Source organism: Candidatus Planktophila versatilis, assembly GCF_002288345.1.
GTDB lineage: Bacteria > Actinomycetota > Actinomycetes > Nanopelagicales > Nanopelagicaceae > Planktophila > Planktophila versatilis_A.
Map to the genome: position 1 here is coordinate 240,767 of NZ_CP016781.1, position 15,530 is coordinate 256,296.

15 protein-coding genes are annotated in these 15,530 nt (G+C 45.8%); 8 read left to right on the forward strand and 7 right to left on the reverse strand.

Features of this window, described 5'->3' with window-relative positions:
• Position 1: 1 nt before the first annotated feature.
• The 4 genes from A1sIIB142_RS01230 to A1sIIB142_RS01245 all read right to left on the reverse strand — a co-directional run bounded on the left by A1sIIB142_RS01230 (position 2) and on the right by A1sIIB142_RS01245 (position 4,253).
• Complete coding sequence (locus tag A1sIIB142_RS01230) at positions 2–1,102, reverse strand: Gfo/Idh/MocA family protein (RefSeq protein ID WP_095693340.1); 1,101 nt, start codon at positions 1,100–1,102, stop codon at positions 2–4.
• A complete protein-coding gene (locus A1sIIB142_RS01235; RefSeq protein ID WP_190283272.1) occupies positions 1,102–1,974 on the reverse strand; it encodes a carbohydrate ABC transporter permease in 873 nt (290 codons plus the stop codon). The genes A1sIIB142_RS01230 and A1sIIB142_RS01235 overlap by 1 nt, the downstream gene beginning before the upstream one ends.
• Positions 1,974–2,894, reverse strand: a complete 921-nt coding sequence (locus A1sIIB142_RS01240) for a carbohydrate ABC transporter permease (protein ID WP_095693342.1) — start codon at positions 2,892–2,894, stop codon at positions 1,974–1,976. Before A1sIIB142_RS01240 ends, A1sIIB142_RS01235 begins: the two co-directional genes overlap by 1 nt.
• Before the next feature lie 90 nt (positions 2,895–2,984).
• A complete protein-coding gene (locus A1sIIB142_RS01245; RefSeq protein ID WP_190283273.1) occupies positions 2,985–4,253 on the reverse strand; it encodes an ABC transporter substrate-binding protein in 1,269 nt (422 codons plus the stop codon).
• A 277-nt stretch (positions 4,254–4,530) separates the two neighbouring features.
• Between A1sIIB142_RS01245 and A1sIIB142_RS01250 the strand changes: the two genes are divergently transcribed.
• Together A1sIIB142_RS01250 and A1sIIB142_RS01255 are read left to right on the forward strand one after the other, a co-directional pair.
• Positions 4,531–5,724: an acyltransferase family protein gene (locus A1sIIB142_RS01250; protein WP_095693344.1), complete on the forward strand. Its 1,194-nt coding sequence runs from the start codon at positions 4,531–4,533 to the stop codon at positions 5,722–5,724.
• Positions 5,714–6,886: a glycoside hydrolase family 5 protein gene (locus A1sIIB142_RS01255; protein WP_095693345.1), complete on the forward strand. Its 1,173-nt coding sequence runs from the start codon at positions 5,714–5,716 to the stop codon at positions 6,884–6,886. The genes A1sIIB142_RS01250 and A1sIIB142_RS01255 overlap by 11 nt, the downstream gene beginning before the upstream one ends.
• A gap of 3 nt (positions 6,887–6,889) precedes the next feature.
• On the opposite strand, the gene A1sIIB142_RS01260 is transcribed toward A1sIIB142_RS01255, so the two are convergent.
• The gene (locus A1sIIB142_RS01260; RefSeq protein ID WP_095693346.1) at positions 6,890–7,582 is read right to left on the reverse strand and encodes a ThuA domain-containing protein; all 693 of its coding nucleotides are present in this window, start codon (positions 7,580–7,582) and stop codon (positions 6,890–6,892) included.
• 129 nt (positions 7,583–7,711) lie between these two features.
• Here A1sIIB142_RS01260 and A1sIIB142_RS01265 point away from each other — a divergent pair, with 129 nt between their 5' ends.
• Positions 7,712–8,722 carry an aldo/keto reductase family protein gene (locus A1sIIB142_RS01265; RefSeq protein ID WP_095693347.1) on the forward strand — a complete coding sequence of 337 codons (1,011 nt, stop codon included), beginning with the start codon at positions 7,712–7,714 and terminating at the stop codon, positions 8,720–8,722.
• 15 nt (positions 8,723–8,737) lie between these two features.
• A complete protein-coding gene (locus A1sIIB142_RS01270) occupies positions 8,738–9,442 on the forward strand; it encodes an SDR family NAD(P)-dependent oxidoreductase (protein ID WP_095693348.1) in 705 nt (234 codons plus the stop codon).
• A gap of 10 nt (positions 9,443–9,452) precedes the next feature.
• Here A1sIIB142_RS01270 and A1sIIB142_RS01275 read toward each other — a convergent pair whose 3' ends face one another.
• A complete protein-coding gene (locus tag A1sIIB142_RS01275; protein ID WP_190283274.1) occupies positions 9,453–10,412 on the reverse strand; it encodes an aldo/keto reductase in 960 nt (319 codons plus the stop codon).
• An 82-nt stretch (positions 10,413–10,494) separates the two neighbouring features.
• Here A1sIIB142_RS01275 and A1sIIB142_RS01280 point away from each other — a divergent pair, with 82 nt between their 5' ends.
• The 4 genes from A1sIIB142_RS01280 to A1sIIB142_RS01295 are packed head-to-tail and all read left to right on the forward strand — an operon-like array spanning position 10,495 to position 14,233.
• The gene (locus tag A1sIIB142_RS01280) at positions 10,495–10,977 is read left to right on the forward strand and encodes a heme-binding protein (RefSeq protein ID WP_190283275.1); all 483 of its coding nucleotides are present in this window, start codon (positions 10,495–10,497) and stop codon (positions 10,975–10,977) included.
• 2 nt (positions 10,978–10,979) lie between these two features.
• The gene (locus A1sIIB142_RS01285) at positions 10,980–11,771 is read left to right on the forward strand and encodes a sugar phosphate isomerase/epimerase family protein (RefSeq protein WP_095693351.1); all 792 of its coding nucleotides are present in this window, start codon (positions 10,980–10,982) and stop codon (positions 11,769–11,771) included.
• The gene (locus A1sIIB142_RS01290) at positions 11,768–13,144 is read left to right on the forward strand and encodes a family 1 glycosylhydrolase (RefSeq protein WP_095693352.1); all 1,377 of its coding nucleotides are present in this window, start codon (positions 11,768–11,770) and stop codon (positions 13,142–13,144) included. The genes A1sIIB142_RS01285 and A1sIIB142_RS01290 overlap by 4 nt, the downstream gene beginning before the upstream one ends.
• A gap of 51 nt (positions 13,145–13,195) precedes the next feature.
• On the forward strand, positions 13,196–14,233 hold the full coding sequence (locus A1sIIB142_RS01295; RefSeq protein ID WP_190283276.1) for a LacI family DNA-binding transcriptional regulator: 1,038 nt from the start codon (positions 13,196–13,198) through the stop codon (positions 14,231–14,233).
• Between the two features lie 14 nt (positions 14,234–14,247).
• On the opposite strand, the gene murA is transcribed toward A1sIIB142_RS01295, so the two are convergent.
• Complete coding sequence (murA, locus tag A1sIIB142_RS01300) at positions 14,248–15,513, reverse strand: UDP-N-acetylglucosamine 1-carboxyvinyltransferase (RefSeq protein ID WP_095693354.1); 1,266 nt, start codon at positions 15,511–15,513, stop codon at positions 14,248–14,250.
• Positions 15,514–15,530 lie beyond the last annotated feature (17 nt).

Genomic DNA, 15,530 nt, shown 5'->3' on the forward strand with positions numbered 1-15,530 from the left:
CTTAGGAAGATCGGCGAAGTGGATCCCAATCAGGATCAAGTGCTGCATTCTTATCTATGTTGCTTACAACTGCAACACTTTCCTTGCGCGCAGCTGATTCACTAATTGAGATCAGGATATCCAATACGTGATTTCCTAGATTGGCTGAGGCAATATGATCATCTCCAGCTAGGAAAGATTGCATCATGTTAAGCGCCCCGAGGCCGCGACCATGTTTATTTCCCACAGCAGTTAACTTCTTTTGCTCTTGACCGGCTTGATACATGACGCTCTCGCCATCAAAATTATTTGGATCAGGCAATGTGATTGCACCCTCTGAACCAGTGATCTCGACAAAACCCGTCACTTCATGAGCTGCTTCAAAGCTAAAGATTGAGACAGCGCTGGCGCCGGATGCGAATTCAATGAGTGCGGTTATCTGAGTGGGCTCTTCGACCGGAAAGGATGTTCCTTTCTTGGGACCAGAACCTACAGTGCGATTCTCTTGAGACTTTGAAGAAGTTGCCGTAACTCGGGTGGCTTTTCCAAAGATTTGAACCAAGGTTGTTACGTAATAGGGACCCATATCAAAGAGTGGTCCCGCACCTTTAGCAAAGAGAAAAGCTGGATCTGGATGCCAAGAATCTGGTCCAGCGGTTTGAAAGATTGTCAGCGCAGTCAGTGGCTTTCCAATAGAGCCGCTACGAATGGCGTTTAAGCCGGTTTGTATACCCGCACCAAGGAAGGTATCGGGTGCAATACCAAGCCTTACTCCATTTTTCTTTGCAGTTTCTAGTAGCTGAGCAGCCCCAGATCTATCAAGAGCCATAGGTTTCTCAGACCAGACATGTTTACCGCGATTGAGGGCTGCAAGACTTACCTCGACATGTGCTGCTGGGATGGTGAGATTGATGACGAGTTGAATGCGGTCATTAGTGAGCAACTCGGCGAGAGATCCGCTTGCCGGAACTCCGTACTTTTTTGCTTGAGATGCAGCACGTTCTGCATCCAGATCGGCAACGAAGAGAACATCAAAATCTGGAAAGGTTGTTAAGTGAGAGAGATATTGGTCGCTGATGTTTCCTGCGCCAACAACTCCAACTCCAACTCTCTCAAATTGCATTAGCCCTTAATCGCGCCTTCCATTACTCCCTTGACCAATTGCTTTGAAACAAGGAAGAAAAGAATTATGAGTGGAAGTGTGGCAAAGAAGGCAGCACCCATTTGAGCAGCATGGTTGACGATATAAGCCTGCTCCTTCATCTGGGCAATAGCCATCTGAACGGTAAGCATTTTGTCTCCATCGAGAATAAGCATCGGCCAAAGGAAATCATTCCACGCGTTGAGGAACGAGAAGAGCCCCATGACAAGAGCCGTAGGACGTACAAGTGGGAAGACTATCTTTGTGTAGATCTGCCACGGAGATGCCCCATCAATGCGAGCAGCTTGAATAACCTCATCTGTAATTACCGCAGAGATACTCTGTCTCATCCAGAAGACACCAAAAGCTGATACCAATCCAGGAACAATGATCGCCTTCAGGTCGTTATTCCAGCCAAGTCTTGTGACAAGGATGTACATAGGAATGATTCCGAGCTGGCCGGGAACCATCATTGTGAGAAGGATGAAGGCAAAGAACTGCTTCTGTCCCTTAAATTTCAACTTTGCAAATGCATATCCGGCAAAGGTGCAGAAGAACATATGCGAGACTGCCATCGAAATTGCGATGATGAATGAGATGGTAATTGCACGACTTATATTTGCATATTGAAAAATAACATCGAAGGTGACAGGTAGTTGATCTCCAAGGGTAAATCTTGGGGGATTCTTGGCAATTTCATTCTTTTCATTCGAAGCTACAACCAGCATCCACCAAAATGGGAAGACAACTAGAAAGGTTGTCACTCCAAGGACTAGGTATGTGAGAGCCGAACCAATACTGAATTTCGGCTTCACGGTGAGTAGAGTGGGTTTCTTTGCAGTGAGAGCGCTCATCATGAATCCTTCGCAATCTTGCTAGCAATGGTCGAATTAATTAAGGCAAATATAACTACACAGAAAAATATGAATATACCGATGGCTGCCCCATACCCGAACTGGAACTTTCTAAAGGCTTCTTCATATAGGAACATTGCGAGTGTGTAGAACTGTTTATCGTTTCCGCCGGTTACTCCACCCAAAATGTATGGTTCATTAAAGGTTTGTAGTCCGCCGATGGTTGACATTGTGATGGTGAAGATCATTACATTTCTGATTCCAGGGAGAGTTACATATCTAAACTGTTGCCACCCAGTCGCGCCATCTAGGGAGGCAGATTCATAAAGCTCTTTAGGGATAGATTGCATTGCCGCTAGATAGATTAGGGCGTTATATCCGGTCCATCGCCAGATAATCATGGTAGCAATTTCAAAGTGGCTGGTGAGAGTTCCCTCCATCCAGTTGATCTTGTCCACGCCAAAGATTTGAAGTACATAGTTAATAAGACCAAAATCGCGTCCGTAAAGTGAGCTGAAAATAACTGCGATTGCCAAAACTGAAGTGACGTTCGGAATCAAAATGGCTGCACGCCAGAAGTTTGAAAATCTCAAGCGATTTCGGTTAAGGATCGTGGCTAGATAAAGAGCTAGCGCTAATTGGGGGATTGTGCCTAGCACCCAAATGCTCAATGTGTTGCGAAGGGCCTTCCAGAGAACTTCATCTTGGAGCAAATTAGAGAAGTTATTGAGCCCAATGAAAACTTTGTCGCCGAGGGGATCCCAGGCAAAAAATGCCATGTAGCTGGTGTAGAGAATAGGGAAAATACCAAAAATTAGGTAGAGGAAATAGAAGGGTGAAATAGCAAAGAAAGCTAATCGACCTTCGCCAGCGCGAAGTGAGGATTTACTTTTTGTCGATGAGTTTCTTCTTAAGCTCATTTTTCTCCATCTTTCGATATTAAAGTTTAAGAGTAAGCCGAGGGCAATACGGTGATTGCCCTCGGCTTACTTATTTAGAGAGGGTAGAACCTATGAAAGGCTCTTGATCTTCTTGATTTCCTTCATGAGCTGAGTCCATGAAGCTTCTGGAGTCTGCTTTCCAGACGCCATACGACCAACTGCTGCGTTGTAGGCATCCTTTACGGAAACCTGGTACTTACCTTCGTAAATTGGCTTCTTGATTGACATAACTACGTCAGAGAAGATCTTTCCGATAGGTGCATTGTTATACGCAATATCTTTGGCAGCCAAGAACTTTGAATCCTTGTATACCGCTGGAGTTGTTGGAAGTACGCCCTTATCTAGGAAGAGCTTGAGCTGCTGCTCAGGTGCGAGGACCCAGTTGATGAATGTCCAAGCTTGCTTTGGATTTGCTGCGAACTTAGGGATTGTTAGCTGTGAACCACCCCAGTTAGCGCCACCACCAGGCATCTGGGCAACGTCCCATGCACCTGGAATATCCTTTGCATTATTTTGGATATTTGCGAGCAACCATGAAGGACAGAGCATTGCAGCGAAAGCTCCATTGCCCATTCCCTGGTTCCAATCGCTTGACCAAGGTGCGATTTCCGCAGAGAGCTTCTTTGTAGCAAATGTTGCTGCTAGGTCGTAAGCCTTCTTTACCTGTGGAACTTCAACAATCTTGTCAGTCTTCTTGTCGTAGAACTGAATTCCATCAGCTCCTTGGCGTGAAACGCCCTCGAATAACTGGCTAACGTTATCTAGGAATGGCTGTCCAGTTGCTTCAACATACTTTTCAGCAAATGCTGTGAGCTTCGCTGTTGTTGAAGTAGCTGCAGATACAGCACCTCTCTCATTTGGCAAGCCAGCCTTCTTGAGAAGATCTTGGCGGTAGCACATTGCAAGCCCGCCGACATCTGTTGGAATACCGATGATTGTTCCATCGCGAGCTACGCCCTGTTCCCAACGCCAATTGATGAATGACTTTTCAAGCTTATTTGCCTTGTACTTTTTTCCGAGGTCTGTAAAGAGTTGAGGATATGCCTTGAAGCGAGATGTGTATCCAACTTCTACGCAAGCAATATCTGGGCCAGAACCTGCAATGAGCTGAGTCAAAAGACCATCATGATGGGCATTGAAATCTGCTGTCTTGAGATTTATCTTAATGTTTGGATTAACAGTCTCCCACTCCTTCAGGAGATTTCCCAAGTTGAGATCATTAAAGCAACTTAATGTGATCTCAACTGGAGCAGCTGTAGCTGGTGTTGTTGGTAGCACAAGTGCGCCAGCAACAGCAAACACTGCAGCAATCTTTACCTTCCGAATACTTTTAAACATTTGACCTCCAGGGTGTGTCAGCTCTCCGGGAACCGTTCCCGAGCTTCTCTTAATCCTTGCCATGAGAGCGCTCTTATCATTTCCCCTTTTTTTCAGGAACACAAGGGCTCAAAGGATGATTTTTGACTTGTTATCGGAAAGTTATAAAGCATCTTGAGTGTGAAAAGGGGATCCGAGGGGCAAATCATGAGAGCGCTCTTATATTTCTAGGGATTTCCGGTAATCTAGGCTCGTTCCTGATGTTCAGTGAAACGTGCCAGAAAAGGTGAGGTTGGCGATGGAGAAGAGCAAATTACACATCAACGGAGCCGATGGCTTTAGGGCAATTGCTTGCCTGTTAGTTCTTTACCACCACCTTACGCAGAAGATGAACCCTGACTCAGCTCCAGAGTGGTTTAAGCCGATTCATCACTTTGGTATGCGTGGCGAAGTTGGCGTGAGTCTCTTCTTTGTTCTATCTGGTGCTTTGCTCTCATATCCCTACTGGCGCTCTCTTTTCAACACAGAATCTAAACCGCGATTCTCGCACTACGCGCTTGCACGTGTGGCCAGAATTGTTCCAGCAACTTGGTTTAACCTAGTTTTCTGTACATTGATTGCACTCTATATTTACGAGATCCCGGTCAATTTCAAGATGCTTTTCTCGGGGCTATTTTTCTTTAACAGTTATCACTATTCGACATTCTTCCCCGCAGAACTTAATGGCCCCCTTTGGTCAATTGGACTTGAAGTCTCATGCTACGTGCTTCTTCCTATTGTGCTCTTCTTCATACTCAAAGTTGCCAAGAACTTCCTATCAGCATTTTCTGCACTAATTCTTTGGATTGCAGTAAATCAACTCGTCATTAACCCTTGGGTCATCGAAAGATTTATGACAAGCCAAGACGGAAAAGGATGGGATAAGGGCCTAGTTGGTGGTGCAAAGGAATGGCTTCCGTATTGGAATGTCGTCAGCTTTTTCTCACAGTTCCTCATTGGCGCTCTAGCGGCGCTGATTATCGCCAAGCTTCACAGCAATTCAAAAGGGAAGAAGCTCTATTTCGATGGCGGAGCAATCCTTCTGATTCTTGCAGCGATTGCCTTGGTAGGAATACGCCTTACTCCGGGAGCGCCTGACTCCTTCAGTCGCCAGCCGTACCTCTCTCCCTTCTATGCCTTGTTGATGGCATTTGCGCTTGTGGCGGTCTCGCAATCGGTCTATCTCTTCAAAGTCGTTGATAATCGCTTCTTTGTTTGGGTTTCCCAAATCTCTTTCGGAATATATCTATGGCATCAAGTTGTTCAGAACATTCTCCAGCGCAGCTTTAAAGAGAACTATGTGTACTTCGGTGTCACCAATCTTCGAGAATGGGGGCTACTCAGTGCGATCATCATCTTGACTGCATTTACGATCGCGGCATTTAGCTGGAGATTTTTCGAAAAGCCAATCCTTGTTGCTGCACGTCGAAAGATGGCCAACAATGCGAAATAGAATCCTTGCTATTGCAATTGTTAGCGCAGTGATTACTTCCATGACATCGCCAATATCTTACGCAGCATCAGCTCTGACGTTTCCCTTATCTACAAAAGGAAATCAGATTATTGACGCTGAAGGTAATCGAGTTATCTGGCAGGGGGTCAATTGGTATGGAATGGAGAATGAAGCAGCTACTCTGATAGGCCTCAATGCTCGCGATTACAAATTGATGTTGAAGCAGATACGGCAAACAGGATTCAACGTGATACGTATTCCTTTTTCGATGCAGACCGTAGCAAAGGGACCCGAAGTCTCAGGTGTAGCTGACTACATAGGTTCCAACAAGGAGCTTAAGGGCAAGAGCCCGATGGAAGTTCTTGATGCTGTAATTATCGAAGCCGAAAAGTTAGGGCTCATGATAATTCTCGACAATCACTCGCAGGCTGACCAAGGATATAGAAATGATCTCTGGTACGGACAGGCTGGGTTTACTGAAGATATGTGGGTATCGATGTGGAGAGATTTAGCTCTCCGCTATAAGAATTCGCCCAATGTTGTTGGTTTCGATTTAAAGAATGAGCCACACGGAAAGGCCACATGGGGAGATGGAGCTGATACAGATTGGCGTAGAGCGGCAGAGCGTGCCGGTAGAGAGATCCAAGCAGTAAATTCGAACCCACTCATTGTTGTCGAAGGAATTGAGAATCAGGTAGAAGGCGGACAACTTCTGACTGGGCATTGGTGGGGCGGAAACCTTGAAGGTGTTCGAAAGAACCCAGTGGTCCTTCCGGTAGCAAATAAAATTGTTTACTCAACACATGAATATGGCCCAGAGGTATCGCCGCAACCTTGGCTGGTAAGTAAGAATCTTGAGAAGAACCTACTGGATCGCTGGAGTAAGGGTTTTGGCTATATACATGACCAGAACATCGCACCAATTTTGATTGGTGAATTCGGCGCAATCAATTATTCAACTAAAACAATTAGTGGCAGATGGATGAAAGCCTTTACGGATTATCTGGGCAAAAAGGGCATGAACTGGACATACTGGGCCTGGAATCCAGGCTCGGGCGACACAGGGGGATTGCTCACACCTGATCTCGTTACGCTTGAGAAATCTAAGATGCCCACTATTCTAAAATTGATTAAGACGCAAGGAAAACTTCTCAGGAAGTAATTTCTATCGAGATCTAGATGCCCAAATCGCACCATTGCGGATGATTTGAGTAATGATCGGGTGAGAGACAACTTCTAAGTTGTGCCCTGGAGAGCAGATGAAAATTCTTCCTTCTCCCCATTGCCGAGTCCAGATTGCTGGAGAGATAACCGGAGATTTCCAAGGATTGCCAGAGGTCGAGCTCTGCGTCGTAGTCGCCAATACTTTCATATATGAGTCTGTCAATAACCAGTATTGTTCAGTTGTCAGTTCAAAATTTTGAAACCCTTTAGTGATTTCATCGACTTTGCCTGCTTCCGTGAAGTCAATGGTGTGACGAATAAAGAAGTCATCTTCTCCTCCGGTTCGCATCTCTTCTGGTTTACCAGGATGAGCAACGAATTTCGCTCCGATAAGTTGGTAATAGCTCTCTGATTGCGTGAATCCAACCAAGACGCCGCCATGCCAGCCAATGAAGCCTGTGCCGTTTGCAACTGCATGAGTTAATCCATGCACTGAGGATTCGTCGATCTCACTTTCGATACATTGAATAATGAGATCAACGGATGCCATGAAAACTGCGTCGGAGTAAATCTTCGGAGAATCAGAAACTGAAATCTCAAAGCCTTCTGATTCCAAAAAAGGTCGAAAGTGTTCGGTTGTTTCAATGGGTTGGTGGGCTGGTCTTCCCCCTCGAACAAAGAGAGCCTTTTTCATATCAGCAGCCTTTCAGATTCTCGCATTTGAAAAGGCTATATCAATAATGCTTGCCAAGGTAGATATCAGGTTATAGACTCACCCAGATTTGAGAGCGCTCTCAAAATTACTCGGTACGGAGGGATTTAAATGGAATATCGCAAACTAGGCAGCACAGGTATGTATGTCTCGGAAATCACCTACGGAAACTGGATCACTCACGGGTCACAGGTGGATGCCGATTCAGCGAAGAGCTGTGTGCGAGCGGCGCTCGATTCCGGCATTACAACTTTTGATACTGCAGATAGTTATGCATTCGGCCGAGCTGAGAGTGTCCTAGGAAAATCTCTCAAGGGAGTTAAGCGCGAATCCTATGAGTTGATTACAAAGATTTACTGGCCTACAGGTGAAGGCAAGAATGATCGCGGCCTCTCTCGCAAACATATTTTCGAATCCGCACATGCTTCTCTTGACCGACTTCAAACCGATCATCTAGATGTTTTGATCTGTCACAGATACGACCACGAGACTCCGCTTGAGGAAACTCTGAGCGCATTTGACGATCTCATTAGACAAGGAAAGGCTCATTACATCGGAGTCTCTGAGTGGAATGCCAAGGAAATCGCTTCAGCCTTAGCGATTCAAGATGCCAAGGGTTACACCCGATTTGTGACTAACCAGGCTCAGTATTCGGCGCTCTACCGGGTGATTGAAAAAGAAGTTGTTCCACTCTCCGAAAAGGAAGGAATTGGCCAGATTGTATTCTCGCCACTTTGCCAGGGCGTGTTGACTGGTAAGTATCTCCCAGGAAAGAAGCCTCCGGTGAACTCCCGTGCAAACGATAAAAATAGCTTGGTGGGCGGAGCTGGATTTATCTCAGGCTGGCTCAGAGAAGATGTTTTAACGGCGGTTCAGAAATTGAAGCCTATTTCGTCGGATCTTGGAATTACTATGGCGCAATTGGCTCTTGCATGGGTTCTCAATAATTCAAATGTTTCAAGCGCAATCATGGGAGCAACCACAGCTAAACAAGTAAAAGAGAATGCAAAGGGAGCTGGTATTAAGTTATCAGCTGACGTTGTATCTGAAATGAATAAGATCTTAAGCAATTTAGCTGAGACTGACCCTAAGAAGAACGAAAGCCCCAACCCTCGAGCTTAAAGAAAGCGATAAATCATGAGTATTTTCAGTGGCAAGAGAATCGTCCTTACCGGCGCTTCACGCGGAGTTGGTTATGAAGCCAGCAAGTTATTTCTAGCTGCAGGAGCCGAAGTAATCGGTACCGGAAGACACGCTTCTCGACTTGAGAAAGTCGCTCCTGAGTTGCAAGGTATTGGAAATTTCACGCCCTTCTTGGCGGATTTCGATACTGCGGAAGCACCAAAGAATTTAGCCGACTTTGTCCGCGGCAAGTGGAATTCAGTTGATTTCCTACTTAACAATGCAGCGGTACAGACATACCGAAATGATTGGCGAGATGAAGGATTAGAATTACTCAATGATCAGTGGCGCTGTAATGTTTTTGCTCAACATGAACTTATTTTTAGGATGCAAGATCTTCTAGAAAAGGGGACTGAGCCTCGGGTAGTGAATGTGAGTTCTGGTGCAGGAAGTTTGCAAGCGTTGAAAGAATCACCGGATATGCCAACATACCGGCTCACAAAATATGCTTTAGGTGGATTAACAATTCTCTGGGCAGGAATTCTCAAAGGCAAGGTTGCGGTGAATGCACTAGATCCAGGCTGGCTTAAGACAGATCTTGGTGGCCCTGATGCTCCTGGAGAGCCAGCAGATGGTGGTCAAAGAATGTGGGAAATCTGTTCTCTTCCGTGGGAAGAGACAGGTAAGTTCTGGCACGGTAGCCAAGAGATAGATTTCTAATCTCGTCAAATTAAGAGGTCTGTAAGAAACTGTCGAACTCTCTCCAGATTTCAGAGCTAACCTCATTATTGTAAAGCGCGACATTTGCCTTCACTTCTTCGGCACTTCGACATCCGACTAAAATTGCAGAGATGGCCGGATGCTGCATCGGATATTGAAGGGCTGCCTGAGCCAAAGAAACCCCTCTTTCATTGAAGAATTTCTCTATTTTCTGCGCTCGGGCAAGGACTTCCGGAGAGGCCGTTTCATAGTTGAATGTGGAACCAACTTTCGGATTGGTCAAAATCCCAGAGTTAAAGACTCCGCCCGCAATTACTGATACTCCCTTTCTGAGGGCTGTTGGCAATAACTCAATTGCAGCGCTCTGATCAAGTAATGTGTATCTCAGCGCTATCAGTACGACATCAATGTCAGTCTCTTCTATAAAGCGAGTTGGAATTTCGCTACTTGTAATTCCAATACCGATGGCTCTGACAACTCCCTCGGCACGCAATCTTTCAAGCACTGGATAAGCCTCATTAATCGCTTGATCAGCTGCTCCATCGGGATCATGTATGAATACCATTTCTACGCTTTCCATGTTCAGACGCTCGAGGCTCTCAAGTAGTGACCGCTCGATTCCAGCAGCGGAAAAGTCAAAAATACGTTCAACGGCGGCGGTGGAATTCTCCCAACCTGGATCGTCAGTTTTCTCGCTCGGAACTATCAGCCTTCCGACTTTAGTAGAGACTATAAAGCTATTTCGCGGCAGGTGGTCAATGTTTCGGCCGAGTCTTACCTCCGCAGAACCCATTCCGTAATGAGGTGCTGTATCAAAATAATTAAGTCCCATTTGCATTGATGTGGATATGACTTCCTGTACCGCGGATTCGGAAACTGGTGCGAAGAGCCCTCCAAAGGGAGAAGTGCCGATTCCAAACTCTGGAATCTGAAGACCAGATTTAAGTGTCACTAAAGTGTTATGAGCCATCAGTCCAAGTCTCCATATTCCGTAGATGAACGTTTTCCAGCATATTCTTGAGAGCGCTCTCATTCTATGTTATCCTATTGAAATGAATTTGGAAGAGACGGGTGGCTTCGCTAGTTCGGAACTCATTGCTGAGGCGCAAACCCTTACTTTAGATACCTTGACCCTTCGAGAGGCGGTCGCAATCGGCCATTTCACTACAGAACTGGCAGATAAGAAAAATCTTCCAGTTAGCATCGAAGTGCGAATGGGTTCTTGGTGCGTGTATCACATCAGCTTAGATGGAGCCTCTGAAGGCCATGATTCTTGGATAAATCGCAAATGCGCAGTGGTTGAGCACACCAAGAATTCTTCACTTTTGGAACTTGTCTTGTGCGAAGAGCAAGGTTTATCTTGGTATGAAAAGAGCGGCCTAAGCGAAAACATTTTTGCTGCAAATGGTGGCGCAATTCCACTCATGACTCATGACTCAAATTTAGTTGGCGTTCTCATCGTAAGTGGTTTGGCAGGTCCGGATGATCACCGCTTAGCAGTTGCTGGGGTAAAAGCATTTAAAGGAAAGAGGTAAAAATGCGAAATTCAAATATCTCATTACAGCTCTATACCCTACGACACGAGATTGAAAAGGATTTTGGTGGATCGATAGCCAAGGTCGCTAGTATTGGATTCTCTCAAGTCGAGCCATGGAATTTCATCGAAAAAGCAGACAGCTACGCGAAAGCTTTCGCGACTAATGGGATTACGGCTCCGAGTGCACACGCCCATCTTGTCGGAGTAGAACGAAAAGAGACATTTGAAGCAGCTGTGAAACTCGGAATTAAGACAGTAATCGAACCAATTGTGGATCAATCCAAGTGGGTAGATGCCAATGATATTAGCGAGATAGCCCATGAATTGAATAAAGCCGCCGAAGAGGCAATTGAATACGGCTTGCAGGTTGGGTATCACAACCATGCTTGGGAAATTGCAAATAAAATTGGTGAAGTATCGACTCTTGAGTACTTTGAAGAAATGCTTGAGGCAAGAGTAGTTCTAGAAGTTGACGCGTACTGGGTTCATGCGGGTGGCCTTGATGGACCAGATTTACTCTCGCGCCTTGGTAATCGCGTTCAATTCCTACACATAAAAGATGGTAAGAATATTCGCAGCTCTGAAAATATTTTTAATGAGCGCGGCGAATTAGTTAAGAGCGAAGCTAATACTCGCGAACAGGTGCCTGCCGGTCAGGGAGAAGTCCCACTTGCTGCAGTGGTTAAGACTGCGCCTCATGCCCTGCCGATTGTTGAATTTGACGAGTATGCCGGTGATATTTTCGAAGGCATCAAAGAGAGTTTCAATTATGTGAAAGGCCTACCTCGATGAGTCTTCGAAATGTAGATACCACTTCCCTACCGAAGGATTTTATCTGGGGAGCGGGTACCTCATCTATGCAAATAGAAGGTGGACATGCTTCTGGTGACAGAGGCAGATGCATTTGGGATGCATTGGGTGAAGTTCCTGGTGCAATTAAAGACGGCAGTGGTGCAAATCATCGTGGAGTCGAACACGTAGAGATGTTGGAGACGGATCTCAACATTATGAAAGAGCTTTCACTCGATTCGTATAGGTTTTCAATTTCTTGGCCTCGAGTTCAGCCAACCGGGAGTGGTGCTTTTAGCGAAAAGGGCATGGCATTTTACGATCGATTAATTGACGGACTACTAGAGCGCGATATTCAACCAAATATAACGCTGTACCACTGGGACCTGCCTGAAGAATTGCAATCCCGAGGCGGTTGGACGAATCCTGAGACGGTAGAACTTTTCGCGCAGTACTCGGCGAAAATGTCAGCACGATACGGCGACAAAGTTAAGTACTGGGCGATGATTAACGAACCGTGGTGCGTAGCCTGGCTGGGAAATTTCACTGGAGAGCATGCACCTGGTATCCGAGACCTCCCCACGGCTGTCAAAGTTGCGCATCAATTAGTTCGTGCGCACGCAAAAGGTTCACAGGCGGTAAAAAGTGAATCTCCTGATGTTCTCGTAGGTGCAGTAAATAACCTCACAAATCCGATGTTGATTGGCCCATCGACGGAGGAGAATCTAAAGGATCTTGAGATTGTCGACGGTTACAAGAATCGATGGTGGATGCAGGGAATGTATGAAGGAAAATACCCTGCTGATCTCGTCGAAATTTTTGAACGCAAAACAGGAATCTTTTGCGATGAGAATGAAATTGGAGATGTCTCCTTTGGCAGAGATTGGATTGGCGTGAACTACTACAACGCTGATGTCTTTAAAGGTGGAGGTAACGGCGCTGAGCTGTTCCCCGGAACTACATCAATCGATGGCTCTGGTTTTGGAAATGAACGCACAGATATGGGTTGGTCTTGGACTCCGGACGGAATTAAAGAGACTCTGATTCAGGTGTCCCAGAAATATCCAAATATTCCAATATTCATAACGGAAAATGGCACTTGCTACAACTATGGACCTTCAGAAGATGGCAAAATTCACGACACCAAACGAGATGAGTACCTAACTCAGTATGTCACTGCTTGTATTGAAGCGCATAAGAGCGGAGTCAACCTCAAGGGCTACTACGTATGGTCCCTTCTGGATAATTTCGAATGGGCGTGGGGCTTTGAAATGCGCTTCGGTCTTGTGTTTGTTGATTTCAAAAATAAGATGAAAAGGACTCTCAAGGAGAGCGCAATGGGATACCGGGACCTCATCCAATCATTCAGAAGGTAATTTTAAGCCTGAGAATTCCCCTAAAAACACTCACATTGATATGATGTGAGTGTGAAAGAAAATGTCACGCTGGAAGATGTGGCAAAACGCGCTAAAGTCTCGCGAGCCACTGTCTCGCGTGCTGTAAATACTCCAGAGTCTGTTTCACCTGAAGCGCTCAAGCGAATCAACAAAGCGATCGCAGATATGCACTATGTTCCTAATCGCCACGCACGAGCTTTGACCGGTGTCCGTTCTAAGACTATCGGTCTTATTTTCTTTCACGATATTAATACGCTCTTTGAATCTGCATTTTGGGGTCACGTCATCAACCCAATCTATGAAAAGTTAAGTGTTCTTGGTTACGACTTACAAATCATCGCTCACGCCAAAATGCACACCTCGAAATCGGGTGAAGATTCAGGAAATGAGTATTCTGAAGATATTGCGGAAAAAATCTCTGAGTACAACGTAGATGGTTTTATAGTTGTGGGGCAGACCCCCAAAAATTTGGAAGTTATTTTCAGCCAAGTCAGAATTCCGATGATTGCATTTGGCGCACCTCTGATCCCTACATCAACAGTCTCTTGGGTAGATACGGATAACAAATCTGGTGGAAGAATGGCCGTTGATTACCTTGTGAGCAAAAAGAGAAAAACAATTGGAATGATCACTGGTGGGCTAGAGCAATCATGGAGTGTCTCGCGATATGAAGGCTACAAGAAGGGTTTGGCGAAAGCAGGCATTGAATATGACCCTTCGCTTGTAGAACATAGTTCGAACACCTACGCAAATACTATGAGTTTAACGGAACGATTAATGCGAAGACGTCATGATATTAATGCGATATTCGCAGGAAATGATGAGATGGCATTTGCCGTGATTCAAACTTTGAAGGAACTCAATTACTCTGTGGGCTCTGATGTGCTTGTTATTGGCTTTGATAACACAAATCGTACTTTGCAAACATTCCCAAATATCACAACGGTAGGTCAAGACTTTGAAAAAATCGGGGAGTATTTAGTAACTGGTCTTTTGCAAAAAATGAAAGGTGAAAAGATTTCGTCAAGAAAAATCGCACCAAAGTTGATTATAAGAGGAAGCGCCTAAGAAGCAGGTAGTTTCTACTCGCGGATGACTTTTGCACCGAGCGCATCTAACTGCTCGGCAAAGTTTGGATATCCACGATCAATGTGGAATGCACCATCAACAGTTGTTTCACCTTCTGAAACCAACGCTGCAAGAACTAATCCAGCACCTGCGCGTATATCGGTTGCTTCAACTGGGGCGCCAGATAGCTGTGGGATACCATCGATAGAGGCATGGTGGCCATCGACAGTGATTTGAGCACCTAATCGCACTAGTTCGTTGACGAACATAAAGCGGGATTCAAAGACATTTTCGGTAACAATCGAGTGACCGTCTGCAATTGCATTCATACCGATAATAAATGGCAAGAGATCTGTGGCAAATCCAGGATAGGGCAGGGTTGCCACATCAATTGCTTGTGGTCGTTGATTCATCTGCACGCGAAATCCATCTTTAGTTGAGGTGATGATTGCCCCGGCTGTTGTGAGCTTTTCAAGCATGACTTCCATATGATCTGCGCGCCCACCATGAATAGTGATATCACCTTGCGTCATTGCGGCGGCAAATGCCCACGTGCCAGCAATGATGCGGTCTGTAATGGTGGTGTGGTCGGTTGGCTTGAGTTCTTTAACACCAGTGATGGTAATTGTTGGCGAGCCAAGCCCATCAATTTTTGCCCCCATGCCAATCAGGAATTCACCGAGATCGACAAGGTCAGGTTCGCGAGCTGCGTTATCAATAGTTGTCACACCATTTGCTAGAACGGCTGCGGTCATGAGGTTCTCTGTTGCACCAACTGATGGGAAATCTAAGTCAATAGATGTACCTGTGAGTCCATTTGGAGCCTCGGCAACGATGTAACCATGTTGGACATGTGCTTTGGCACCAAGTGATTCAAGACCTTTAATATGAAAATCAAGGCCGCGTGAGCCAATTGCATCTCCTCCAGGAAGTGCGACTTCTGCTCTTCCCACGCGAGCAACAAGTGGGCCAAGCACGTTAATTGATGCTCTCATCTTGCGCACGAGGTCATAATCTGCGCGATGCAGTGGTGTAGCCGGAACATCAATAGTGACGGTGTCGGCAGTGTGAATAACGGTGCAACCAAGACGTGTGAGCAGGTCGGACATGATTTCTACATCGGCAATATCTGGAACATTGCGGATGGTCGATTTTCCAACGGCTAAAAGCGAAGCGGCCATCAGTTTAAGGACTGAATTCTTGGCTCCTGTGACCGATACTTCACCGACCAGGCGGCTGCCACCGGTGATCCGGAAGCGGTCGTGGGACGAAGATGCCATATCCGAAGTCTACTTAT

Excerpts from the sequence above, each read along its gene's own strand:
- A1sIIB142_RS01230 (WP_095693340.1), bottom strand. The coding sequence starts at position 1,102 with ATGCAATTTGAGAGAGTTGGAGTTGGAGTTGTTGGCGCAGGAAACATC.
- A1sIIB142_RS01235 (WP_190283272.1), bottom strand. The coding sequence starts at position 1,974 with ATGAGCGCTCTCACTGCAAAGAAACCCACTCTACTCACCGTGAAGCCG.
- A1sIIB142_RS01240 (WP_095693342.1), bottom strand. The coding sequence starts at position 2,894 with ATGAGCTTAAGAAGAAACTCATCGACAAAAAGTAAATCCTCACTTCGC.
- A1sIIB142_RS01245 (WP_190283273.1), bottom strand. The coding sequence starts at position 4,253 with ATGTTTAAAAGTATTCGGAAGGTAAAGATTGCTGCAGTGTTTGCTGTT.
- A1sIIB142_RS01250 (WP_095693344.1), top strand. The coding sequence starts at position 4,531 with ATGGAGAAGAGCAAATTACACATCAACGGAGCCGATGGCTTTAGGGCA.
- A1sIIB142_RS01255 (WP_095693345.1), top strand. The coding sequence starts at position 5,714 with ATGCGAAATAGAATCCTTGCTATTGCAATTGTTAGCGCAGTGATTACT.
- A1sIIB142_RS01260 (WP_095693346.1), bottom strand. The coding sequence starts at position 7,582 with ATGAAAAAGGCTCTCTTTGTTCGAGGGGGAAGACCAGCCCACCAACCC.
- A1sIIB142_RS01265 (WP_095693347.1), top strand. The coding sequence starts at position 7,712 with ATGGAATATCGCAAACTAGGCAGCACAGGTATGTATGTCTCGGAAATC.
- A1sIIB142_RS01270 (WP_095693348.1), top strand. The coding sequence starts at position 8,738 with ATGAGTATTTTCAGTGGCAAGAGAATCGTCCTTACCGGCGCTTCACGC.
- A1sIIB142_RS01275 (WP_190283274.1), bottom strand. The coding sequence starts at position 10,412 with ATGGCTCATAACACTTTAGTGACACTTAAATCTGGTCTTCAGATTCCA.
- A1sIIB142_RS01280 (WP_190283275.1), top strand. The coding sequence starts at position 10,495 with ATGAATTTGGAAGAGACGGGTGGCTTCGCTAGTTCGGAACTCATTGCT.
- A1sIIB142_RS01285 (WP_095693351.1), top strand. The coding sequence starts at position 10,980 with ATGCGAAATTCAAATATCTCATTACAGCTCTATACCCTACGACACGAG.
- A1sIIB142_RS01290 (WP_095693352.1), top strand. The coding sequence starts at position 11,768 with ATGAGTCTTCGAAATGTAGATACCACTTCCCTACCGAAGGATTTTATC.
- murA (WP_095693354.1), bottom strand. The coding sequence starts at position 15,513 with ATGGCATCTTCGTCCCACGACCGCTTCCGGATCACCGGTGGCAGCCGC.